Annotated in this window: 19 protein-coding genes; 10 read left to right on the top strand and 9 right to left on the bottom strand. The window is 72.4% G+C overall.

Annotation, left to right across the window (positions count from 1 at the left end):
• Window positions 1–36: 36 nt before the first annotated feature.
• Window positions 37–675 carry a response regulator transcription factor gene (locus O7631_RS13760; protein ID WP_278144569.1) on the top strand — a complete coding sequence of 213 codons (639 nt, stop codon included), beginning with the start codon at window positions 37–39 and terminating at the stop codon, window positions 673–675.
• Between the two features lie 10 nt (window positions 676–685).
• On the opposite strand, the gene O7631_RS13765 is transcribed toward O7631_RS13760, so the two are convergent.
• Together O7631_RS13765 and O7631_RS13770 are read right to left on the bottom strand one after the other, a co-directional pair.
• The gene (locus O7631_RS13765; protein ID WP_278147931.1) at window positions 686–2,362 is read right to left on the bottom strand and encodes a GAF domain-containing sensor histidine kinase; all 1,677 of its coding nucleotides are present in this window, start codon (window positions 2,360–2,362) and stop codon (window positions 686–688) included.
• 97 nt (window positions 2,363–2,459) lie between these two features.
• Window positions 2,460–3,443 carry a nitroreductase gene (locus O7631_RS13770; protein ID WP_278144570.1) on the bottom strand — a complete coding sequence of 328 codons (984 nt, stop codon included), beginning with the start codon at window positions 3,441–3,443 and terminating at the stop codon, window positions 2,460–2,462.
• A gap of 297 nt (window positions 3,444–3,740) precedes the next feature.
• On the opposite strand from O7631_RS13770, the gene O7631_RS13775 reads away from it, so the two are divergent.
• On the top strand, window positions 3,741–6,086 hold the full coding sequence (locus O7631_RS13775) for a heavy metal translocating P-type ATPase (RefSeq protein WP_347403505.1): 2,346 nt from the start codon (window positions 3,741–3,743) through the stop codon (window positions 6,084–6,086).
• A gap of 36 nt (window positions 6,087–6,122) precedes the next feature.
• Here the strand turns inward: O7631_RS13775 and O7631_RS13785 are convergent, their stop codons facing one another.
• The 6 genes from O7631_RS13785 to O7631_RS13810 form a co-directional block, all read right to left on the bottom strand.
• A complete protein-coding gene (locus O7631_RS13785) occupies window positions 6,123–6,968 on the bottom strand; it encodes a universal stress protein (protein WP_278144571.1) in 846 nt (281 codons plus the stop codon).
• Between the two features lie 11 nt (window positions 6,969–6,979).
• A complete protein-coding gene (locus tag O7631_RS13790; protein ID WP_278144572.1) occupies window positions 6,980–9,373 on the bottom strand; it encodes a phosphoketolase family protein in 2,394 nt (797 codons plus the stop codon).
• A gap of 62 nt (window positions 9,374–9,435) precedes the next feature.
• Entirely contained in the window at window positions 9,436–10,296 is an 861-nt protein-coding gene (locus O7631_RS13795; protein WP_278144573.1) for a universal stress protein, read from the bottom strand.
• 101 nt (window positions 10,297–10,397) lie between these two features.
• The gene (locus O7631_RS13800; protein WP_278144574.1) at window positions 10,398–12,161 is read right to left on the bottom strand and encodes an FtsX-like permease family protein; all 1,764 of its coding nucleotides are present in this window, start codon (window positions 12,159–12,161) and stop codon (window positions 10,398–10,400) included.
• A 1-nt stretch (window position 12,162) separates the two neighbouring features.
• A complete protein-coding gene (locus O7631_RS13805) occupies window positions 12,163–12,891 on the bottom strand; it encodes an ABC transporter ATP-binding protein (RefSeq protein ID WP_269680360.1) in 729 nt (242 codons plus the stop codon).
• Window positions 12,888–13,427, bottom strand: coding sequence for a PadR family transcriptional regulator (locus O7631_RS13810; RefSeq protein WP_269680359.1), 540 nt, complete (start codon window positions 13,425–13,427; stop codon window positions 12,888–12,890). Before O7631_RS13810 ends, O7631_RS13805 begins: the two co-directional genes overlap by 4 nt.
• A 127-nt stretch (window positions 13,428–13,554) precedes the next feature.
• On the opposite strand from O7631_RS13810, the gene O7631_RS13815 reads away from it, so the two are divergent.
• The 7 genes from O7631_RS13815 (at window position 13,555) to O7631_RS13845 (ending at window position 19,966) form a co-directional block, all read left to right on the top strand.
• Window positions 13,555–13,791 carry an HTH domain-containing protein gene (locus O7631_RS13815; protein WP_007457155.1) on the top strand — a complete coding sequence of 79 codons (237 nt, stop codon included), beginning with the start codon at window positions 13,555–13,557 and terminating at the stop codon, window positions 13,789–13,791.
• On the top strand, window positions 13,791–14,369 hold the full coding sequence (locus O7631_RS13820; RefSeq protein WP_278147933.1) for a Clp protease N-terminal domain-containing protein: 579 nt from the start codon (window positions 13,791–13,793) through the stop codon (window positions 14,367–14,369). Before O7631_RS13815 ends, O7631_RS13820 begins: the two co-directional genes overlap by 1 nt.
• A 93-nt stretch (window positions 14,370–14,462) precedes the next feature.
• Window positions 14,463–15,467 (top strand): diacylglycerol kinase family protein, encoded by a 1,005-nt coding sequence (locus O7631_RS13825; RefSeq protein WP_278144575.1) that lies wholly within the window; start codon window positions 14,463–14,465, stop codon window positions 15,465–15,467.
• Complete coding sequence (locus O7631_RS13830) at window positions 15,460–16,461, top strand: YihY/virulence factor BrkB family protein (RefSeq protein ID WP_278144576.1); 1,002 nt, start codon at window positions 15,460–15,462, stop codon at window positions 16,459–16,461. The genes O7631_RS13825 and O7631_RS13830 overlap by 8 nt, the downstream gene beginning before the upstream one ends.
• 71 nt (window positions 16,462–16,532) lie before the next feature.
• Entirely contained in the window at window positions 16,533–18,023 is a 1,491-nt protein-coding gene (locus O7631_RS13835; protein ID WP_278144577.1) for a phosphatase PAP2 family protein, read from the top strand.
• Window positions 18,024–18,031: 8 nt separating this feature from the next.
• Window positions 18,032–18,832: an endonuclease/exonuclease/phosphatase family protein gene (locus O7631_RS13840; protein WP_278144578.1), complete on the top strand. Its 801-nt coding sequence runs from the start codon at window positions 18,032–18,034 to the stop codon at window positions 18,830–18,832.
• Window positions 18,833–18,877: 45 nt separating this feature from the next.
• The gene (locus tag O7631_RS13845; protein ID WP_278144579.1) at window positions 18,878–19,966 is read left to right on the top strand and encodes a hypothetical protein; all 1,089 of its coding nucleotides are present in this window, start codon (window positions 18,878–18,880) and stop codon (window positions 19,964–19,966) included.
• 174 nt (window positions 19,967–20,140) lie between these two features.
• Here O7631_RS13845 and O7631_RS13850 read toward each other — a convergent pair whose 3' ends face one another.
• On the bottom strand, window positions 20,141–21,103 hold the full coding sequence (locus O7631_RS13850) for a TIGR03557 family F420-dependent LLM class oxidoreductase (protein WP_269680351.1): 963 nt from the start codon (window positions 21,101–21,103) through the stop codon (window positions 20,141–20,143).
• 377 nt (window positions 21,104–21,480) lie between these two features.
• Between O7631_RS13850 and O7631_RS13855 the strand changes: the two genes are divergently transcribed.
• Window positions 21,481–22,857, top strand: coding sequence for a cellulase family glycosylhydrolase (locus tag O7631_RS13855; RefSeq protein WP_278144580.1), 1,377 nt, complete (start codon window positions 21,481–21,483; stop codon window positions 22,855–22,857).
• Window positions 22,858–22,882: the final 25 nt, after the last annotated feature.

The raw sequence follows: 22,882 nt of genomic DNA on the forward strand, positions 1-22,882 counted from the left end.
GTGCGGCGCGACGGGGTACGGGGGTAGAAACGAAGGATGATCCGCGTCTTCCTCCTCGACGACCACGAGGTCGTCCGCCGTGGCCTGGCCGACCTGCTCCAGAGCGGCGGTGACATCGAGGTGGTCGGCGAGTCCGGCTCCGCGCAGGAGGCGGCGCGCCTCATTCCGGCGTTACGGCCCGACGTGGCGATCCTCGACGCGCGGCTGCCCGACGGCAACGGCATCGACGTGTGCCGTGACGTCCGCGCCGTCGACTCGTCCATCAGGGGCCTGATCCTCACCTCGTACGAGGACGACGAGGCGCTGTTCGCCGCGATCATGGCGGGCGCCGCCGGATACGTGCTCAAGCAGATCCGGGGCACCGACCTGGTCGACGCGGTGCGACGGGTGGCGGCCGGGCAGTCGCTGCTCGACCCGGCGATCACCACCCGGGTGTTGGAGCGCATCCGCAACGGGGTCGAGCAGCCACGCGAGCTGAGGTCACTCACCGAGCAGGAGCGACGGATCCTGGAGTACGTGGCGGAAGGGCTCACCAACCGGGAGATCGCGGCCAAGATGTTCCTGGCGGAGAAGACGGTGAAGAACTACATGTCCAGCGTGCTGGCCAAACTGGGCTTGGAGCGTCGCACCCAGGCCGCCGTCCTGGCCACCCGCCTGCTCGGCAAGACCCCCTGACCCGGGTCGCTCAGTCGCGCAGCGGCACGGACCAGATCACCTCGGTGCCGTGCGGCTCGACCGGGCGGATGGTGAAGGTGCCGCCGTGCCCCTCGGCGCGTTCACGCAGGTTGACCAGCCCACCCCGGGCGGCGGCCGGGTCACAGCCCACCCCGTCGTCGGTGACCGTCACGCTCACCCGCCCGGCGTCGACGCGTACGGCGACGGCCACCCGGGTGGCCTGCGCGTGACGGACCGTGTTGGACAACGCCTCGCGCAGCACCGCGGTGAGGTCCGGGCGGATGGCGTCCGGCACGGCGCTGTCCAGCGGGCCGTTCACCTCCAGGTGCGGTTTGAAGCCCAACGACTCGGCGGCCAGCTCGATCGCCTCACGGATCTCGGTACGCAGCGCGGCGGTCATCGGCGTCCGCAGCTCGAAGATCGTCCGGCGGATGTCCCGGATCGTGGCGTCCAGATCGTCGACGGCCGTGTTGATCCGCTTGGCCACCTCCGGTCGGCCCATCATCGGCGCGGCGCTCTGTAGTTGCAGGCCGGTGGCGAAGAGCCGCTGGATCACCACGTCGTGCAGGTCGCGGGCGATCCGTTCGCGGTCCTCCAGGACCACCAGCAGCTCCCGTTCCTCCTGACCGCGGGCCCGTTCCATGGCCAGCGCCGCCTGACCGGCGAAGCTGCCCAGCAGGGCCACGTCGTCCTCGCTGCTGACCGCGCCGCGATCCGGGCGGTGTGCCACGACCAGAACGCCGTGCAGCGTCTCGGCGGTCGCCAGCGGTGAGATCACCGCCGGCCCGGTGCGCAGCAGGGCCGGCCACGGCGCGGCGTGCGCCAGGTCGTCCACCCGGTCGTGGCGACCCTCGGCGACCGCCGCGCCGAAGCTGGTGTCGGCCACCGGCAGGACCGTGCCGACCAGTGCCTGGGCCTGCGCGTCGGCACCGTCGACCACCTCGACGGTGAACTGCGCGAGGTCGGCGTCGTAGAGCAGCACGAGCGCCAGCTCGGCCTCGGCGACCTCCCGGGCTCGGCGGGCGACAAGTGCCAACGCGTCGGTACGGCGTACCTCGCCGAGCAGCACCGAGGTGATCTCGGCGGTGGCGGCGAGCCACCGTTCCCGCCGGTGCGCCAGCGCGTAGAGGCGGGCGTTCTCGATGGCCACGCCGGCGGCGGCGGCGAGCGCGACGACGATCTCCTCGTCGTCGTCGGTGAACTGCGCGCCGCCCTGCTTCTCGGCCAGGTAGAGGTTGCCGAACACCTGGTCGCGGATGCGCACCGGCACCCCCAGGAAGCTGTGCATCGGCGGGTGGTTGGCGGGGAAACCGTAGGAGCGGGGGTGCTGGGTGATGTCCGGCATCCGCAGCGGTCGCGGCTCGTCGATGAGCAGACCGAGCACTCCCCGCCCGTGTGGCAGGTCGCCGATCTTCGCGTGCTGCTCCGGGGTGATGCCGTGCACGATGAAGTCGTGCAGCAGCCGGTCCGGGCCGAGGATGCCCAGGGCGCCGTACCGCGCCCCGACCAGGTCGCAGGCGGACCCGATGATGCGTTGCAGGGTGGTGCGCAGATCGAGGTTGCTGCCGATGCCGACCACCGCGTCGAGCAGGGCCCGCAACCGCTCCCGGCTGGTAACGACCTCACCGACCCGGTCCAGCATCTCCTGGAGCAACTCGTCGAGGTGGACCCGGGACAGTGGGCTCAAGCCGAGCGACGGGGTCGCCGAGGGCTCCTGACGAGGCGGCGGCACGCTGCTGGTCACCCGGGGATGGTAGCGCCGGTGACCTCGCCGGCAGAGCCCCTCAGCGGACGGCGGAGGTGTCGACCACCTGCGCGGCGGTCAGCCGCGGGGTGTGCGGTGGCCCCGCGTGCGCCGGGTCCGCGATGCCCAACCGGAGCACCAGGTACGGGAAGCCGATCCCGGAGAGCACCTGACGCAGGGTCTGCCGGGTGCCCGGCACCTCCACCACGGCGCTGAGCGGCACCATCGACACGCCGAGGCGGGTGGCGGTGAGCCATCCGGCGGACAGGGCCTCGCCCGCGCGCAGCCAACTGTCCGGTACGTCCTCGTCGCCGTGCAGCATCGCGTACGCCGCCGCCTGGTCGTGCCCGGGGCCGATGGGCAGGCTGCCGGAGCGGCCGAAGTCGCGGCCCGGCACCGTGGTCTGCGCGGGCTGCTCGGGCAGCACCTCCGCCGTCAGCCCGGTGCCGGCGCCGGCCCGGTACGTCCAGTACGCCAGTTCGGCGCGCAACTCTGGATCTTCCGCCTCGACAGCGTGGGCCTGTCCGGCGGCGGAGGCCAGCTCCAGCACCTGGTCGCGGTTGAGGATCTGCAACCGGCAGCCCTCGCCGGTAACCGCGCGGGTGATCTGGTCGATCGCGGAGGTCGGCACCGGCTCGTCGCTGACCGGCCGCCGGTCGGTGTGCCGTACCCGCATGCACTGCACGAGCCGCATGGCGTCCGGGTCGGCCGGGACGCGGCTGAGGTCGGTCAACCGGGCCAGCAGCTCACCGTCGTCCGGGTCGGGCCGCCGTTGCACCACGGCACGCCATCCCTGCGCGGCCAGCGCCACCCGGGCGTGGTGCAGGGCGGCGCCGCAGCTGACCGCGAGCAGCCGGCCCTCCGGGTCGGAGGCGGCGAGCTGCCGGTCGGCGACGGAGCGAAGTTCCAGCGCGTCGGGCAGCACCCGCCAGCGCCACGGCTGGGTGTTGTGCACCGAGGGGGCATGGCCGGCGGTGGCGGCGGCCTCCGCCAACGCGGTGGCCGGCTGGCTCTCCTGACTCATGGTCACGACCTTTCCGTCTCTGCTCATCGTGCCTCACGACGCGGTGCCGCGCGGGTGGGTTGCCGTTCCATCGTCGCGGCATCGGGCGTGGTGAGGCAGGGGCTGTAGTCCCGTCGCCCCGGGTCGTCCCGCCCACCCGGGACCGGCGCACGTCGGCGACGGGCTGACCGCACCCCGGTCGGCCCATACCGCCGGGCCGCCAGCGCACCGCCCACCAGCCCGCGCCCGGCCGCCAGGCGGCGGGCGAATCGGGCGGTATCCGGTCGATGTGACACTGTGGGCTGCGACGATGCGCACATGGCAGCGGAGTCGACCGAGTGCGTCGACCAGCAGCCGGCGCGCCGCCGCGTCCGGCGGTGGTGGGCGTGGACGCCGCTCGTCGGGCTCGGCGTCGCGGTAGTCGCCGGTGCCGCACTGCGGGTCGCCGGGCAGCGGGACGCGGCCGAGGTGATCTGGGCGGCCGTCACGGTGGCCGCGCTGCTCCCCGCCGCATGGTCGATGCTGCGCTCCTTGTGGCACCGGCACTTCGGCGTCGACGTGATCGCCGTGCTGGCCCTGGCCGGCGCGCTCGCGGTCGGGGAGTACCTGGCCGGTGCGGTGATCGCGGTGATGCTGGCGACCGGACGGTCGCTGGAGGCGTACGCGCAGCGCCGCGCTACCCGGGACCTGCGGGCGCTGCTGGCCCGGGCCCCGCGTACCGCCCGCCGACGCGGGCCGGACGGCGCGATCGAGGTGGTGCCGCTGGATCGGGTGGAGGCGGCGGACCGGCTGCTCGTGGGGCCGGGCGACGTGGTGCCGGTCGACGGGACCGTCGATGAGGCGGCCACCCTGGACGAGTCGGTGGTGACCGGCGAGTCTCGGCTGGTCCAGCGGGCGGCCGGGGAGTCGGTGGCCAGCGGCGTGGTGAACGCGGGTGCCGCGTTCGGGATGCGGGCGGTGAGGACCGCGGCGCAGAGCACGTACGCCGGGATCGTGCGGCTGGCCGAGGAGGCGACCGCGCACAAGGCCCCGATGGTCCGGCTGGCCGACCGGTACGCCGCCGCGTTCGTGCCGTTCACGCTGGTCCTGGCCGGGCTGGCGTGGCTGCTCTCCGGCGACGTGGTCCGGGCGGTCGCGGTGCTGGTGGTGGCCACCCCCTGTCCGCTGCTGCTGGCCACCCCCATCGCCATCGTCTCCGGGCTGTCCCGGGTGGCCCGGCGTGGTGTGCTGGTCCGCGACGGAGGCTCGCTGGAACTGCTCGGGCGGGCCCGAACCCTGCTGGTGGACAAGACCGGCACGCTCACCGCCGGCCACCCGCGTGCCGCCGAGACGGTGGTCGCCCCGGGCGGCGACCGGGACGAGGTGTTACGGCTGGCGGCCTCGGTGGAACAGCTTTCCCCGCACGTGCTGGCCGCCGCGCTGGTCCGGCAGGCCCGGGAGCGCGGGCTGGCGCTGTCCGAGCCGACCGACGTGACCGAGGAACCGGGCCGAGGGGTCAGCGGCCGTGTGGACGGCCGGTTGGTCAGTGTCGGTCAGTTCGCGGACGAGCTGCCGGAGTGGGCGGACCGGGCGCGGGCCCGCACTGAGCTGGCCGGCTGGTCGGCGGTGTGGGTCAGTGACGACGGCGGGGTGCTCGGCGCGATCCTGCTGGAGGACCCGGTACGCCCCGACGCCCGCCGGACCGTGCGCCGGCTGCGAGCGGCGGGGCTGCGGCGGATCGTGCTGGTCACCGGCGACCGTCCGGCAACCGCCGGGCAGGTCGCCGCAACCGTCGGCGTGGACGACGTCCTGGCCCGCTGCACACCGCAGGAGAAGGTGGCCCGGGTGCGGGAGGAGGCCGCCCGGGCGGTCACCGTCATGGTCGGCGACGGGGTGAACGATGCGCCGGCACTGGCCGAGGCGCACGTGGGTGTGGCGATGGGTGCCACCGGGGCGACCGCCTCGGCGGACGTGGCGGACGCGGTGCTCACCGTGGACCGGCTGGACCGGCTCGCCGACGCCGTGGAGATCGCCCGGTACGCCCGCCGGATCGCCGTGCAGAGCGCCACCGTCGGAATGGGGCTGGCCGTGCTGGCGATGCTCGTGGCGGCGGCCGGTCGGCTCCCCCCGGTGGCCGGCGCGTTCCTTCAGGAGGGCATCGACGTGCTGGTCATCCTCAACGCGTTGCGGGCCCTGCGGGGTGGATTGCGCCGTCGCGCTGTCGCACCGCGTACCCGGGAACTGCTCGCCCGCGCCGCCCGGGAACACCAGGCCGTACGCGGTGTGCTGGCCGGGCTGCGCGACACCGCCGACCTGGTCGCCACCGACCCGGCTTCGTCGAGGTGCCTGCCGGCGGTACGCGAGACGCACCGCCGGCTGACCGAGCAGGTGCTTCCGCACGAGGCCGCCGAGGATCGAGAGCTCTACCCCGCACTGGCCGAGCCGCTGGGCGGCGGCGAGGCGACCTCCACGATGAGCCGCGCGCACGTGGAGATCCGCCGTCAGGTCGACCTGCTCGGCGTGCAGCTGGGGCAGACCGACGACGGGCGGCTTCGCCCGGACCAGGTTCCCGACCTGCTCGCGACCCTGTACGGGCTGGACGCCGTGCTGCGCCTGCACCTGGCGCAGGAAGAGGAGGAGTTCTTCACCCTCGACCCGGCCGAACCGGTGCCGGAGCGGCGCTGACCCGGGCCGCGCTCGACGCGGGCGACCCTGTGCGGCTCAGCGTTCGCGAACCACGGCGACCGGGCAGTGGGAGTGCTGGATCAGTTGCTGGCTCACCGAGCCGAGCAGCATTCCGGCCAACCCGCCCCGGCCCCGACTGCCGACCACCACCAGCCGCGCGTCGCGGCTCGCCTCGATCAGCATCGACGCCGGGCTGCCCCCGACGAGGTCGACGGTGATGTCCAGTTCGGCGAACGTCCGCCGCCACGGCTCCAGCGCCGCCTCGACCGACGCCCGCTCGTCGGGGACCCCGGCGGCTCCGCCGGGGCCGGGCGTCCAGGCGTGCAGCACACGCAGGGGCACCCGCCGTTGCGCGGCCCGTTCGGCCGCGAAACCGAGCGCCACCAGCGACGCGTCCGAGCCGTCCACGCCGACCGCCACCGGGCCGTCCGGCCCGCCGGCCGTCCCGTCCCGGACCACCACGACCGGGCAGTGCGCGTGCGCCGCGACCGACACCGCCGTCGACCCGGCCAGCAGACCACCGAAGCCACCGTGCCCCCGACTGCCGAGCACCAGCAGGCCCGCCTCCGCTGAGCGTTCCTGCAACACCAGGGCCGGCGGCCCGTCGTACACCTCGCCGGTGACCGTCAGGCCGGGGTTCGCGGTGGCGGCGTCGGCCGCCGCCGTGCGGACCAGGTCGTCGACCTGCCGGCGGGCGGTGTCGTCGGGCCAGACCCCGGGTGCCACACCCGGACCGACCCAGCCGGCGACCGTCAGCCATTCGAAGACGTACGCCAGTCGCACCGGTCGGCCGCTGTGCCGAGCCTCCTCCAGCGCCCAGTCGAGGGCCACCGACGCATCGGTGGAGCCGTCGTAGCCGACCAGGATCTCCGCGTCGCGCACGTCGTCCTCCTTCAGGGGTTGGTCGGGTCGGTTTCGCGGACCCAGCGCCACTCGGCGACCTGGGGGTCGTCCTCGCCGTACTGGCGGGTGTAGTCGCGGGCCGCCTGCCGGGCGTCGACCATCTGCTGGCGCAGGTGCGCGGCGCGGGCGGCCAGGCCGGGCACCCGGTCGATGACGTCGATGACCAGGTGGAAGCGGTCCAGGTCGTTGAGCATCACCATGTCGAACGGGGTGGTGGTGGTGCCCTCCTCCTTGTAGCCGCGCACGTGCAGGTTCTCGTGGTTGGTGCGGCGGTAGGTGAGTCGGTGGATCAGCCACGGGTATCCGTGGTACGCGAAGATGACCGGCCGGTCCGCGGTGAAGATGGTGTCGAACTCCTTGTCGGTCAGGCCGTGCGGGTGCTCGGTGTCCGGTTGGAGTCGCATCAGGTCGACCACGTTGACCAGTCGCACCCTCAGATCCGGGAGGTGCTGACGCAGCAGTTCGACGGCGGCCAGAGCCTCCAGGGTGGGCACGTCACCGCAGCAGGCGAGCACCACGTCCGGCTCGCTGCCGCCGTCGTTGCTGGCCCACTCCCAGATGCCGAGGCCGCGTCGGGTGTGCTGGATCGCCTCGGTCATCGTCAGCCAGTTCGGCGCGGGCTGCTTACCGGCGACGACCACGTTGATGTAGTGCCGGCTGCGCAGGCAGTGGTCCATCGTGGCGAGCAGGGTGTTGGCGTCCGGCGGCAGGTAAACCCTCACCACTTCGGCTTTCTTGTTGACCACGTGGTCGATGAAGCCCGGGTCCTGGTGGGAGAAGCCGTTGTGGTCCTGACGCCACACGTGGCTGGACAGCAGGTAGTTCAGCGAGGCGATCGGCTGCCGCCAGGGGATGGCCCGGGTCACCTTCAGCCACTTGGCGTGCTGGTTGAGCATCGAGTCGACGATGTGGATGAATGCCTCGTAGCTGGTGAACACACCGTGCCGGCCGGTGAGGAGGTAGCCCTCCAACCAGCCCTGGCACAGGTGCTCGGAGAGCACCTCCATGACCCGGCCGTCGGGGGAGAGGTGGTCGTCGCCGGGCACCGTGGCGGCCACCCACGCACGGTCGGTCACCTCGAACGCGGCACCCAGCCGGTTGGAGGCGACCTCGTCCGGGCCGAACAGCCGGAACGTCTGCGGGTTGGCGCTGATGACGTCACGGATCCACGGCCCGAGCGCACCGGTGGCACCGGCCATCGGCTGACCCGGTTCGGGGACCTCCACCGCGTAGTCGCGGAAGTCCGGCAGGGTCAGGTCGCGCAGCACCACGCCGCCGTTGGTGACCGGGTTGGCGCTCATCCGCCGGTCCCCGCGCGGCGGCAGCGTCCGCACCTCGTCGACCGGCGCGCCGGTCGCGTCGAACAACTCCTCCGGTCGGTAGCTGCGCAGCCACCGCTCCAGTTCGGCCAGGTGGGCGGGGTTGTCGCGGACGCCCGCCAGCGGCACCTGGTGGGCGTGGAAGGTGCCTTCGACCTGGGCGCCGTCGACCTCACGTGGGCCGGTCCAACCCTTCGGCGTCCGCAGGACGATCATCGGCCAGCGGGGGCGTTCGACGACGCCCTGGGAGCGGGCTCGCCGCTGGATCTCGGCGATCTCGTCCAGCGCGCGGTCCATCGTCGCGGCGAGGATGCGGTGCACCTGGGCGGGGTCGTCACCGGCCACCACGTACGGCTGGTAGCCGGACCCGCGCAGGAGGTCGAGCAGGTCGGCCTCGGGGATCCGGGCCAGCACGGTCGGGTTGGCGATCTTGTAACCGTTGAGGTGCAGGATGGGCAGCACCGCGCCGTCGCGCGCCGGGTTGAGGAACACGTTGGAGAGCCAACTTCCGGCCAACGGCCCGGTCTCCGCCTCACCGTCGCCGATCACGCAGGCCACCACCAGGTCCGGGTGGTCGAACGCCGCTCCGTAGGCGTGGCTCAGCGCGTACCCCAGCTCGCCGCCCTCGTGGATCGAACCCGGCACGTCCGCCGCGACGTGGCTGGGGATGCCGCCCGGGAAGGAGAACTGGCGGAACAGCCGGGACATCCCGGCCTCGTCGCGCGCCACGTCGTGGTACCGCTCCGACCAGGTGCCCTCCAACCAGGTGTTGGCAACGATCGCCGGGCCGCCGTGGCCGGGGCCGGTGACCAGCATGGCGTTCAGGTCGCGCGCCACGATCACCCGGTTGAGGTGGGCGTAGATCAGGTTGAGGCCGGGGCTGGTGCCCCAGTGCCCGAGCAGCCGGGGTTTGATGTCGTCGGCGGTCAGCGGCTCGCGCAGCAGCGGGTTGTCGAGCAGGTAGATCTGCCCGACGGTCAGGTAGTTCGCCGCTCGCCAGTAGGCGTCCAGCCGGCGCAGTTCCTCGTCGGTCAGAACGCGGTGCGTGTCGAGAGCGGTATCCATGATGCTGCCTCTCGCAGTAGGGAGCTTCCGGGCCTCAGCCTCGCCGCCGCGGACGCCCGGGGTCAGGGCCGTTGGTCCCGCTTCGGGTGGGCGTCGGGCCCGGTGAGCGGCTTGTCGGCAAGGCCGCGGACGACGACGACCGGTGCCGGTGAGTGGTAGAGCAGGGACTGGGCGACAGCGCCCAACATGGCTCGGCCCGGTTCGTCGCCACGGGCGGCGACGAGCGCCACCTGCGCCGACCGGGAGGCGTCGATCAGGACCTCGGCGGGATCACCTCGCACGACACGGCACTCGACGGGCACCGAGCCGTGGCTGCCGACGTGCTGGGTCAGCGCCTCGTTGAGCTGTTCGGCCACCGCGTCGGTGTCCTCGTCGTACTCCACCGCGCGCAGCGCCAACAGTCGGCCGTCCCGGCGGGCCGCGCACTGCAGGGCCCATTGCAGCGCGAGGTGGGAGCTGGGGGAGCCGTCCACCCCGACCAGCACCGGGCCCTGCGGCGGTGGCTCGCGGCGTACCACGAGAAGGGGGCAGCCGGCCCGGGCGGCCAACTGCACGGCGGGGGTCTCGGCCGGCACGCACTGACAGCTGCCGGCCATCCCGCTGTCGCCGACGGCCAGCAGGAAGGCCGTCTCCGAGCGGCGGATCAGGGTGGGCAGCATGGCGCTCTCGACGATCTCGCTGCGGACGGTGAGCTCCGGCTCGGTCTGGTGCGCGAGCTGAGCCGCCGCGGTGATCAACTTTTCGGCCTCGTCGCGAGGTGCGGCGACGGTGTCGGCGGCGAAGGCCGCCTGCCAGTCGAAGGTGTGCAGCAGGTGCAGTGCCCGCCGATGCCCGGCGGCCTCCTGCGCGGCCTGTTCGACGACCGGGAGGTCGAGGGTCGACCCGAGGCCGACCAGCACCGCCGCGTCGGCGGGTACGGCCATCGACATCACCTCCCGGGCGTCGCGCCCGGCACGACCGCGCTGTCCCCGACCGAGGGTAGTCGGGTGAGCACGATGGCGGGCGGGATCGGTTGCCTCGGGGGTCAGGTCGGTGCGGACCTGAGGGTGTCCACGACCGGTCGCCGGGCGGCGACCATCGCGGGGATGGCGGTGAGCGCGGCGATGGCGAGCAGGACTCCGAGCGCGGTGGCGAGCAGCGAGGAGTGGGGTGGGTACTGGACCTCACCGGTGCTGACGAACGCGACAAGCCCGACGCCGGCCGGGATCCCCACGGCGACGCCGGGGATGGCGGGAAGTAGTTGCGCCACCGCCAGGCCCAGGCCGGCCTGCGCGGGCGTCGCACCGAGCGTCCGCGCGACGGCCAGTGGCTGCCGGGCGTCGAGGACTGCGGTCCAGGCGCTCACGACGGCGTTGATGAGCGCAAGGACGCACAGCACGACGGTCAGCACGAGCGTGGCCTGCTCGCCCCGTTCCACCCGGGGATTGGCGAGTTCGGTGTAGCCGAGGTCGAAGTGCACAGCCTGGGAGTTGACCATGAAAATGCCGACGAGGGTGGTCGTGGTGATCAGGGTGTTGACGGTGACCAGCCGGGCGCGGCGCGGCCGGCGCGCGTTGATACGCACCCCGATCAGCAGGGCGGTGGGCAGCCGCCGCGACAGCCAGATGCGCCACCGCCGGCGGCGCGGTGGCGTTGCGGCGTCGGCAAGCGCGTGAACGGTGCTGGTAGCTGCCGCGCGCAACACCGGCACCACGGTCGCCGCCACAGCGATCGCGAGGGCAAGGACCGTGACGGCGACCACCATGCGCAGCGCAGGTGGTTGGGCGTTGACGGAGCCGATGAGTCCGGCGCTGGGGCGGATCAGCGCGGGTGCGGCGAGCCAGCCCGTGACGAGGCCCGTCGCTGCGGCGGCAAGCCCGATCGCCAGATACTCGGCGAGGTGGACGGTGGCGATCATGACCGGTCCGGCGCCGACGGCCTTGAGTAGCCCCACTCGGCGACGCTGGCCGATGATCCGGCCCGCGACGATGCCGGCGACGCCGGCCAGCGCAAGGCCGTTGAGTAGCCAGCTGCCGACTAGCAGAGCGATCTGCGCGTCGCTGTACAGCCGACCGTTGAGGTAGCTGATCGCCTGCCAGGTGGTCAGTTGGTCGCCGATGGGGTACGTGCTGCTGGCCGCCGGGTCGGCGAGTCTGAGGTTGAGGGTGTACGACAGCGGCTGACCGCCTGCGAGCGTGGCGATGTCGCTCTGGTCGACCCAGACCAGGCCGCCGCGCTCGACCAGGACGCTGCCGGGGTAGTGCCACCCGGCGTAGGGGTACGTCGCTCTCGCGGCGGTGACCGCTGTCCCGAGCACGCGCAACAGATGGCCGCCGATGTCGACGGTGTCGCCGGTGCGGATGCCGAGGGCATCGGCGAAGGCGCGCTCGACGACTACGCCCCCGCGGCGTACCCAGGTGCCGTCGGTCACGGCTGGTCGGTCGATCGACGCGGGTGTGGCGTCCCGGCCCGCTACCACTGTGTGCGCGGACTTGCCGCGGGCTGTCATCGTCAGGTAGGCGATCGGGAAGGGGCCGCTGTGATCGGTGACGCCGGCCCCGGTGGTCAGCGATGCGAGCTCGTCCAGTGCCGCCTGACCGGTGGCCCGGGGTGTCACGATCACGTCTGGGCCGGCGGTGGCGGCCCGGGTCTGGTGGTACGGCCGGTCGGCGACTTCGTTGAGGGTGAGGCCGATGGTCAGTGTGGCGGTGGCGGCGGTGATCGCGGTCAGGAGCAGGATGGTTTCGGTTCGGCGGCGGCGCAGGTCCCGCATCAGCAGCCGGCAGACGAGCAGGAGGCGGCCGGCCATCTCAGCGCCGCCCGTCGTAGAGGGTGCCGGTGGCGGAGCCGGCAAGCCGGTTGTCGTCGACGAACGCGCCGTCACGCATGGCGATCACCCGGTCGGCGACCGCTGCGATGCGGGGGTCATGGGTAACCACCACCAGGGTCTGTCCTGCGGTGCGCAGCTCCTCGAACAGCCGCAGCACGTCCAGGGTGGCGGCGCTGTCCAGGTTGCCGGTGGGTTCGTCAGCCAGCACGACCAGCGGCTCGTTGCTCAAGGCGCGGGCGATGGCGACCCGCTGGCGCTGCCCTCCGGACAGCGCCGAGGGCAGGTGCCTGGCGCGGTCGGCCAGCCCCACCCGGTCCAGCAGGTACATCGCCCGTTTGCGGGCCCGCCCCGGTGACTGGCCAGCCAGCAGCGCGGCCAGCTCCACATTCTCCACCGCGGTGAGCTCGTCCATGAGCTGGAACGACTGGAAGACGAACCCGAGGTTGTCACGCCGCAGCCGGGCCAGAGCGCGTTCGCTCATCGTGTCGATGCGACGGTCGGCGAGCCACACCTGCCCGTCGGTCGGGCGTTGCAGCCCGCCGAGCAGGTACAGCAGGGTCGACTTGCCGCAGCCGCTGGGCCCCATCACCGCCAGCGACTGTCCGGCCGGCACGTCCAGATCGACCTCGTCGACCGCCCGGACCAGCGCTCGCTCGCCGCCGTACCGCATGCTCAGCCCGCGCGCCTGCAACACCGTCGACCCGGTCACGCCCCCGCCTTCCGCCTGGTCGGATCACACTCAGCCCACACGCGTTCACACGCCTCCAGCCATGCCAGGTCGGCCCGCAGCCGTAACACGACACCCTCCAGCAGCAGCCCGGCAACCGGATCCACCGACCGGTCCAACGCTGCCCGTTGGGCGTCGCGCAGCCGCCGCAGCACCTCACGCCGCTGCGCGTCGACCAAGGCCACCGGATCGGCCAGCCGGGCGGTCGCGGCAGCCACCAACTTGAGGTGAAACTCCGCGAGGTCCGGCTTCGGCCAGTTCACCTCGGCCAGCCAGGTGGCGACCCGCTGCTGCCCCGTCGGCGTCAGCGCGTACACCCGGCGTTCGGGCCGGTCCGGCAGGCCCTCGACCCGCTGCGAGGTCACCAGCCCCGCCTTGCCCAGGCGGGTCAGCGTCACGTAGATCTGCCCGGCGTTCATCGCCTCGCCCAGCGGGCCGAGCGCGGCACGCAGCCGGCTACGCAGCTCGTATCCGTGCGCCGGCTCCTTGGCCAGCATGGCCAGCACCACGTCCTGCACCAAGCACGTCCTTCGTCTAGATCGTTAATGGATAACGGCTAGCTATAGCGCTGTCAAGTAGGAGCGAGTGGAACCCGTTCGTCAACTGGAGTTGACACGACGGGCTCTGTCAACGTATGTTGACGGCATGAGTCAGGCGACAGAACTCGCGGCGGCAGCCGGCAGCACCGACCCCCGGGTCGGGCTGCGTGCCGTCCGCGCACTACGCCGGCTGCTCGAGCGGCTCGAGGTGGTCCAGGTGGACAACGCCCGACGACAGGGCTGGTCCTGGCAGGAGATCGCCGACGCGCTCGAGGTCAGCCGGCAGGCGGTCCACAAGAAGCACGCCGGGCGACCGGCGGTCAACTCATCCTGGGAGGCGTGATGTTCGAACGGTTCACCGACCGGGCGCGCGACGTGGTGCGGCGGGCGTTGGAGGAGGCACGGGTCGAGGGTCAACGGCCGGTCGGCACCGAACACCTGCTGCTCGCCCTCCTCGCCGACGACGCGGGCCTGGCCAGCCGGGTGCTCGCCGACGCCGGTGTGCGCGCCGACGACCTGCGCGAACGGGTACGCCGGCACACCACCACCGGTGGCGCCGGTCTCGGCGACGCCGACGCGGCGGCCCTGCGGGAGATCGGCATCGACCTGGCCGCGATCGTGGCGCGCATCGAGCAGTCCTTCGGCCCGGACGCGCTGCGCGAGGCGGTGCCGGCGCCGCGCCGACGCTGGGGGCGCAAGCGGTACCTCGGCGGTCCGTTCTCGCCCCGGTCGAAGAAGGCGCTGGAGTTGTCCCTGCGGGAGGCGCTGCGCCTGCGTCACAAGCACATCGGCACCGAGCACATCCTGCTCGGGGTGCTCCGGGAGGGGCAGGGGCTGGGCGCGTTGGTGCTCACCGAGTCAGGGATCGACCTCGATGACCTGCGCCGCCGGGTGGAGGTCGCGCTCCGGGCGGCGGCCTGACGGGTGAGCTCGCGTTGAAACCTGTCTGTGGCGCTTTCGACGTCGCCGGGTCGCCGGGTCGCTGAAGCCGTCCGGTTGCTGCACACTGGCGCCGTGGATGCTGGACACGACAGGCGGCCCTCGGGCGGCGACGGCGGGCTGCGCTCCGCGGTGGTGGTCAACCCGTCGAAGGTCGACGATCTCGACGAGCTGCGCCGCGTCGTCGACGACGCCCTCGCCGCGGCCGGCTGGCCCGCGCCCCAGTGGTACGAGACGACCGTCGAGGACCCGGGCCGGGGCCAGACCGAACAGGCCGTCAAGGACGGCGTCGACCTGGTCTTCGCCTGCGGCGGCGACGGCACCGTGATGGCCTGCGTCAGCGGGCTGGTCGGCACCGACGTGGCGCTGGCCGTGCTGCCCCAGGGCACCGGCAACCTGCTCGCCGCCAACCTGGGCCTCTCCACCGACCTGGCCGCCGGGTTGCAGGTGGCCGTCGAGCGGGGCCGGCGACTGCTCGACGTCGGCGCCGTCGAGGACAAGTACTTCACAGTGATGGCGGGCATGGGCTTCGACGCCCAGATGCTCGAAGCCACCAACGAGACCACCAAGGCCCGCATCGGCTGGCCCGCGTACGTGGTGGGCGCCGTCCGCCACCTGCGGGACCGGCCGATGCGGGTGCAGATCCGCGTCGACGACCGACCACCGGTACGCCGCCGGGCCCGCTCGGTCCTGATCGCCAACGTCGGCCGACTCCAGGGCGGCGTCACACTGCTCACCGAGGCGGAGCCGGACGATGGTTGGCTCGACGTCGCCGTGCTGACACCGCACAACCTGCGGCACTGGCTCGCGCTCGGCTGGGCGGTGGTCCGTCGCCGCGGTGAGGTGCCCCGGATGGAGGTGTTCCGCGGCAAACGCGTGGTGATCACCAGCAGTCGGGCCCAGCCGCGTGAGCTGGACGGCGATCTGATCTCCCCGGGCCGGCAGCTCCGGGCGGAGATCCGACCGGAGGCGCTCTGGCTGTGCGTCCCGCAGCCGGAGGACGCACCCGACCTGGCCGTCGACGCGCAGGGCGCCGGAGAGCGGGGCGAGCAGCTGATCGAGGAAGCGCGCCGTGAGTAGCACCCGGATCGTGCCGGAGACCCGGCTGATGGCCGACGAGGAGCTGTCCGCCGACGACGCCTGGCACACACTGCGCCGGGAGGGCGGCTGGCACCTGCTGCGCGACGCGTTCATCAGGTTCCGCTACGGCGACGGCTTCAGCCACTCCCGGGCGTTCGCGCTGCAACTCTGCCTCGCCGTGGTGCCGTTCCTGATCGCCCTCACGGGGCTGATCACCGAGCTGGGCGTCGCGGAGGGCGGCCGGGTCGTCGCCGACACCGTGCTGGCGCTCACCCCCGGTCAGAGCGCGGAGGTCGTCGGCGACCTGCTCGGCGAGGGCGAACGCGCCGAGGACGCCGGCGAGCTGGCACTGACCCTCGGTCTGCTCACCGGCCTGGTCGCGCTGACCACCACGATGGCCCAGATCGAGCGGGGCGCCAACCGCATCTACGGCGTCGAACGGGACCGCCCGGCGCTGCGCAAGTACCTGCGCGCCGCCGTGCTGGCCGTCACCGCCGGCCTGCCCGCGCTCGCCGGCTTCCTGATCCTCGTCGGCGGTGGCGCGATGGGCCGCTCCGTGCGGGAGCACTACGAGTGGGGCGCGCTCGCCAACGTCATCTGGAACGTGGTCCGTTTTCCCCTCAGCCTCGGGCTGACCGTCCTCGCCGTGGCGGTGCTGTTCCGGCACGCTCCGCGTCGCAACCAGCCCGGCCTGTCCTGGCTGTTCTTCGGCGCGGGCATCGCCACCGCACTCTGGTGGCTGGCCAGCCTGCTGCTCGCCGCGTACGTCAAGTTCAGTGACGGGTTCGGGCAGACCTACGGCGCGTTGACCGGCATGATGGCGCTGCTGCTCTGGGCCAACCTGACCGGCATGGCGCTCTTCGGTGGGCTGGCGTTCGCCGCCCAGCTGGAGGCGCTGCGCATCGGTGTCCAGGAGCCGGCCCAACCGGACCTGTGGGAGCCCGACACCGACCGTGCCGAACTGCTCGACACCGGGGACATGACAGCGCTGTAGCGACGCCCCGCGTGTACGCGTGACGCAGATCGGGTAAAGCGCCTCGCCAGAGCCGACAAGGGAGGTGCGGGGTGACCGCGGTCAAAGAGGTGGCACGGCGCCCGATCGGGCATTTCGCCGAACGGAGCATCGCCGGCCTGGTGGCCGTCACCGGCGCCGGGGTGGCCTTCGGGCTGCTGTTGCTGCTCGTGCGGGTGCGGTGGAGCCCTCTGCAGGACGCAGACCACGCCGCCGCCGAGTGGTTCAACGGTCTCGTCGCCCCGCACCACGCGCTGGTCACCGTCCTCCAGGCGGTGACCGACCTGGGTGGCCGCCCGATCCTCATCTGGTTGGTCACCATCGCCGTGGTCGGTCTGCTGATCCGGCGTCAGCCTCGCCTCGCCGTCTACCTGATCATCACCGGGGTCGGTGGCCTGATCCTGGACCCCTCCCTGAAGACGTTGGTCGGCCGGCTCCGCCCGATCGTGGACGTGCCGATCGCCAACGCCCCCGGCAACAGCTTCCCGAGCGGGCACGCGCTCGGCTCGTTCGTCGCGTACGGGGCACTGCTGCTGGTGTTCCTGCCGGCCATGGCGCCCCGCTGGCGTAAGCCGGCGATCGTCGGCGTCGGCGTGCTGGTGGCACTGATCGGTCTGACCCGGATCGCGTTGGGCGTGCACTTCGTCTCGGACGTGCTGGGCGGTTGGCTGCTCGGCGCGGCCTGGCTGGGCGTCACCGCGTACGCCTTCCGACTGTGGCGTCGCGAACGCGGACGACCGGTGCCGCCGCTCACCGAGGGCCTGGAGCCGGAGGCGGGGCACGACATCGCGCCCGCCCCGGCCGAGGAGCACGTGTTGGCCCACCCCCGCTCCGCGGTGGCCGAGCTGCTGGTCGGCTGGGTGCTCGTGTTCGGTGCGCTCTACGCCTTCGGCACCTACGTCAGCTACTACGCCAAGGGCACCTTCTTCGACACCCTCGACACCGACGTTCCGCGCTGGTTCGCCGAGCGGCACACCGACACGTTGACCGAGGTGAGCTGGTGGTGGAGCAAGTTCGGTGACACCCACGCGATCCTGCTGATCTCGCTGGTGTTCTGTCCGCTGGTGCTGGCGGTGTGGCGGCGTTGGCGGCCGGTGCTGTTCGTGGCGTTGGCGATGGTCGGTGAGCTGACCCTGTTCCTCGCGTCGGCCCGAGCCGTCGACCGGCCGCGCCCGGCGGTGGAGAACCTGGACGGGCAGATGCCCACCTCGTCGTTCCCGTCCGGGCACATCGCCGCCACGATCTGCGTCTGGTTGGCGATCACAGTCATCGTGTTCCCGCGTACCGACCGGTGGTGGCGTTGGATCTTCGTGGGGTTGGCGGTGCTCATGCCGGTCGGTGTGGCCACCTCCCGGATGTACCGGGGCATGCACCACCCGACCGACTTCATGGGCGCGATCCTGCTGTCCGCGCTCTGGATCGGGCTGCTCTACCTCGTGATCCGCCCGAACGAAGACCTGAAGGAAGGCAACCAGCCGGAAATCGAGTCGGAGGACGTGGGCACCCTCGACGACGAGCTGGCGCGGGCCGGCCGGTCGGACTGAGCGTCGCCGTGCTGCGGTTGATGACCTGGAACATCCGCACCGGCGGTCGGGACCACGGCGGCTCCGACCGGCTGGACCGGGTGGTCCAGGTCATCGAGGAGCAGGCACCGGACGTGCTGGCCCTCCAGGAACTGCGCGGCTTCGACCGCGACGGGCTGATGGCGGCGGTGGCGGACCGGGTGGGGATGACACCGCACCTGGCCAGGTCCTGCTTCGGGCAGCCGGTCGCGGTCCTGGTCCGTCCGCCGTACCGGGTAGTCGACGCGGGGACCCTGCGCCGGCCCTTCCACCACGCCGCCGCCCGCGTCGTGGTGGACACCCCCGCCGGCCCGTTGACCGTCTTCGGCACCCACCTCTATCCGTACTCCGGCGGACGGCGGCGGATGGAGGTCGACTGGCTGGCCGCCGCGATGCGACACAGCCGAGGGCCGTTGACACTGCTCGCCGGTGACCTCAACTCGCTCGACCCGACCGTCGACCACGCCGCTCGCCTGGCCGGCATGCCCATCCTCTATCGGCGGAGGCACCTGCGTCGGGGCGGGGGCGCGGTGGACACCCGGGCGATCGCCCGGCTGCTCGCCGCCGACCTGGTCGACCTGTGGCCGGCGTGCAACGTCGGTGTGCCGGAGCCCGACGGCCACACCGTTCCCACCGGGTTCGGCGGAGCCGAGTTCGCCGGGATGCGCCTGGACTATCTGCTCGCCACCCGGGCCCTGGCGGAACGGGTGCGCGACTGCCGGGTGATCCGCGGCGGAGCGGCGGACACGGCCTCCGACCACTATCCACTCCTGGCCACCATCGACCTGTGACCGGAGGGGCCCCGCGCGTGGCGCGGCACGGCTACCGTGCCCACCGTGACCGACCGCCCCACCGTCCGGCCGCCGCTTCCCGCCGATCGTCCGGTCGCGCCGACGGCGACGCTCGCCGCCCGCGCCCCGTCGGCCGTCCACACGGCCGAGCCGGCCACCGTCGCGTTTCCGCTCGTCGCGGCCGTCGCGCGCGGTGTCGCGCTGGTCTTCGTGCTGCCGGTACGCCTGCTCTGGGAGCTGATCGCGGCTGCCGGCCGGCTGCTGTACCGGCACCTGCTCAGCCCGGCCGGTCGGTTTCTGCGCGACTGGCTGGTGGCCCCGCTGGTCTGGGCCCTGCACCGGCTGCTGTGGCGTCCCCTGGTCTGGTGCGCGCGCACCCTGATCTGGCTCCCGTTGACCTGGGCAGCACGGCATCTCCTCTGGCTGCCACTCGTGTGGCTGGCCCGCGGTGTCGCGTGGGTGGCCCGTACCCTCGTCTGGTTGCCGCTGGTGTGGTTGGCGTACGCCCTCGCCTGGGTGGCCCGCACGGTGGTCTGGTTGCCGCTGGTGTGGTTGGCGTACGCCCTCGCCTGGGTGGCCCGCACGGTGGTCTGGTTGCCGCTGGTGTGGTTGGCCCGCCGAGGGCTGCGCCCGCCTCTCGTGGCTCTGGGGCGCGTGCTGGCCTGGCTCACCGAGCACCTGGTCCTGCGGCCGCTGCGACGGGTGGGAGCGGCACTCACCCCGGTCGGCCGCCTGTTGTGGCGTGGGGTCGGCATGCTCGCCGGGGCGTTGGGTGCCGCGCTCGCCGGGCTCGTACGCGGAATCCGTTGGGTCGTCGTGGGGTTCGGCCGGTTGGTCGTCGTCGCGGTGGTCGGTGCGTGGCGTACCGCCGGTCGGGTGCTGCGGCTGGTCTACCGACTGATCCTGCGCCCGATCGGCCACGGGTTGCGCTGGTTGTGGCGGCACACGGTGCGTCCGCTGCTCTCGGGCGTCCGCTGGGTCTGGTCGGTGACGGTCGTGCCGGTGGCGCGCGGCCTGCGAGCGGCCTGGCGGGCAACCGTCACGCCGGCGGCCCGCTGGACCCGCCGCGCGGTGCTCGACCCGGCCCGCGTGGCCTCCCGGGAGGTGCTCAGCGCTCTGGGTCTGCGCCGCTGACAGTGCCCTTACAGCACCAGGTTGACCAGGATAGTCAGCACCACCGAGGCCACGATCGAGAAGAGGATCATCAGGAGGCAGCCGATGCCACCACCGAGCGGGCGGATCTCCGTGTTACCGATGCGCATGGGGTTCACCTGTCCGTGAGTGCGGGCTGCGGTGCGAGGGGGTGGCTCACAGCTCGCGCAGTCGAGGCAGTAGCTGATCCTGCGCCCAGTCCAGGAACATCGGCTGGCTCTCCCCACCGACCTGGATGATCGCCACGTGGGTGAAGCCCGCGTCGACGAACTTGCGGAACGCCTCGACGTGCGCGTCCACGTCCGGGCCGCAGGAGATGCCTTCGGCGACGTCCTCCTCCCGGACGAACTGGGTGGCGGCGGCGAACGACTCCGGGCCGGGCAGGTCGGCGTTGACCTTCCACCCCATCCCGAACCAGCGGAACTGGTCGTGCACGATCTTGCGGCACTCCGCCTCGTCGGGGCCGTAGCAGATGGCCACCTGCCCGTAGCGGGGCTGGCCGGCGCCGCCGGCGTCGTCGTACATCTCGATGATGTGCCGGTCCGGTTCGGTGGAGATGATGCCGCTGCCGTACTCGGCCGCCAACGTGGCGGACTGGCGGCCGGACGCCGCGATGGCCATCGGCACCGGCCGCTCCGGCCGGTCCCAGACGTAGGCGTCGGGTACGTCGAAGTGGTTGCCGGAGAACGTCAGCGTCTCGCCGTTGAGCAGCGGCCGGATGATCTGCAACGCCTCCTCGAACATCTCGTGTCGTTGCTGCACGTGCGGCCAGCTGCCGACGACGTGCTCGTTGAGGTTCTCGCCCGCCCCGAGGCCCAGTGTGAATCGACCGTCCGAGAGTGCCCCGATCGTGCTGGCCTTCTGCGCGACGACGGCCGGGTGGTAGCGGCGGATCGGGCAGGTCACGAACGACATCAGCTGCGCGCGGGAGGTGGCGTGAGCGACCGCGCCGAGCACCGACCAGGCGTACGGCGAGTGGCCCTGGGAGTCCAGCCAGGGGTAGTAGTGGTCGGAGACCACGAGTTGGTCGAAGCCGGCCGCTTCGGCTCGGATGGCGTGGTCCACCAGTTGCTTGGGACCGGCCTGCTCGCTCATCAGGGTGTAGCCGACGCTGACCATCCTGGTTTCCCCTCTCCACCGACGGATCGTTCCCGGGATACCCAGGTCGACAGCCGTCAACCCTCCCGTCCGGTTCGGCTCCGGCGATGCTTGACGGATCGCGGCGACCTGCCTACCGTCGCTCTTAACCGGTTAAGAGCCGGATGTGGCGCACATCCTGTGGTGGGGATGATCGCCCCGTGACGGCCTGCGCCTGCGTGGGCCGTTGCGGCTGTCCGGGCCCAGAGCCTGCCTACTGAACCGGTTGCGACGGCCTATCCATCGCCCTACGCTGATGCGTGCGTTCCGGGAGCCGGGCGCGGCTGCCGGGCTGCAGCCGCCTTCCCCTGTCTCGTCCCACCCCTGTCGGGCACCGGGGGTTCTCCCTGAGGAAGGCCATGAAGACTCGACTCTCTGCCGTCGGCGCGGCGCTGCTCGCGTTGCTCGTCGCCGTGTTGGCGTTCGGCCAGCCGGCGCACGCGGCGGCCGGCTTCTCCGTCGCGGGCGGCAAGCTGTACGACGCCAACGGCACCGAATTCGTCATGCGCGGCGTCAACCACGCGCACACCTGGTATCCACAGCAGACCAGCTCGTTCGCCGACGTCAAGGCACTCGGGGCGAACACCGTGCGAGTGGTGTTGTCCAGCGGCGACCGGTGGACCCGTAACACCAACGCCGACGTCGCGAACGTCATCTCCCTGTGCAAGGCCAACCGGCTGATCTGCGTGCTGGAGGTGCACGACACCACCGGGTACGGCGAGCAGAGCGGCGCCATCACCCTCGCCCGCGCGGTCGACTACTGGCTCGGTCTCGCCGACGTCCTCGTCGGCCAGGAGCGGTACGTCATCGTCAACATCGGCAACGAGCCGTACGGCAACCAGAACTACGCTTCCTGGGCGACCGACAACGCCAACGCGATCAAGCGCCTGCGTGCCGGCGGGCTGACCCACACCATCATGGTGGACGCGCCCAACTGGGGGCAGGACTGGTCGTTCACCATGCGGGACAACGCCGCGTCGGTCTTCGCCGCGGACCCGGCCCGCAACACCGTCTTCTCGATCCACATGTACGGGGTGTTCGACACCGCCGCCGAGATCAGCGACTACCTGAGCCGTTTCCGCTCGGCGGGGCTGCCCATCGTGGTCGGCGAGTTCGGCTTCAACCACTCCGACGGGGACCCGGACGAGGACACCATCCTCGCGTACACCCAAGCCAACGGGATCGGCTGGTTGGGCTGGTCGTGGAGCGGCAACGGCGGCGGCGTGGAATATCTCGACCTGGCCACGTCCTTCAACCCGGCCAACCTGACCACCTGGGGTCAGCGGCTCTTCAACGGCGCCAACGGCATCCGGCAGACCGCCCGGGAGGCCAGCGTCTTCGGCGGCACCCCGCCGCCGACCACGCCTCCGCCGACCACGCCTCCGCCCACCACGCCTCCGCCCACCACGCCGCCGCCGACCACCCCTCCGCCGACGGGTGGCTGCTCGGCGACGTACACGGTGACCAACCAGTGGCAGGGCGGCTTTCAGGGTGAGGTCCGGGTGACCGCCGGCGCCGCCGCGATCACGGGTTGGACCACCCGGTGGACGTACGCCAACGGCCAGAGCGTCACCCAGGCCTGGAACGCGACGCTGACCAGCAGCGGAGCCACGGTGACCGCGCGCAACGCGGACTACAACGGCCGACTGGCCGCCGGTGCCAGCACCAGCTTCGGTTTCGTCGGCGGCTGGACCGGCAGCAACGCCCCACCGGCGGTGAGCTGCACCGCCGGCTGAGCAGGAAGAGTGGTGGTGGCCGGGT

Source organism: Micromonospora sp. WMMD967, assembly GCF_029626165.1.
Lineage (GTDB): Bacteria > Actinomycetota > Actinomycetes > Mycobacteriales > Micromonosporaceae > Micromonospora > Micromonospora taraxaci.

Coding starts and splice junctions, on each gene's coding strand:
- O7631_RS13760 (WP_278144569.1), top strand. CDS start 37: ATGATCCGCGTCTTCCTCCTCGACGACCACGAGGTCGTCCGCCGTGGC.
- O7631_RS13770 (WP_278144570.1), bottom strand. CDS start 3,443: ATGAGTCAGGAGAGCCAGCCGGCCACCGCGTTGGCGGAGGCCGCCGCC.
- O7631_RS13775 (WP_347403505.1), top strand. CDS start 3,741: ATGGCAGCGGAGTCGACCGAGTGCGTCGACCAGCAGCCGGCGCGCCGC.
- O7631_RS13790 (WP_278144572.1), bottom strand. CDS start 9,373: ATGGATACCGCTCTCGACACGCACCGCGTTCTGACCGACGAGGAACTG.
- O7631_RS13795 (WP_278144573.1), bottom strand. CDS start 10,296: ATGGCCGTACCCGCCGACGCGGCGGTGCTGGTCGGCCTCGGGTCGACC.
- O7631_RS13800 (WP_278144574.1), bottom strand. CDS start 12,161: ATGGCCGGCCGCCTCCTGCTCGTCTGCCGGCTGCTGATGCGGGACCTG.
- O7631_RS13815 (WP_007457155.1), top strand. CDS start 13,555: ATGAGTCAGGCGACAGAACTCGCGGCGGCAGCCGGCAGCACCGACCCC.
- O7631_RS13820 (WP_278147933.1), top strand. CDS start 13,791: ATGTTCGAACGGTTCACCGACCGGGCGCGCGACGTGGTGCGGCGGGCG.
- O7631_RS13850 (WP_269680351.1), bottom strand. CDS start 21,103: ATGGTCAGCGTCGGCTACACCCTGATGAGCGAGCAGGCCGGTCCCAAG.
- O7631_RS13855 (WP_278144580.1), top strand. CDS start 21,481: ATGAAGACTCGACTCTCTGCCGTCGGCGCGGCGCTGCTCGCGTTGCTC.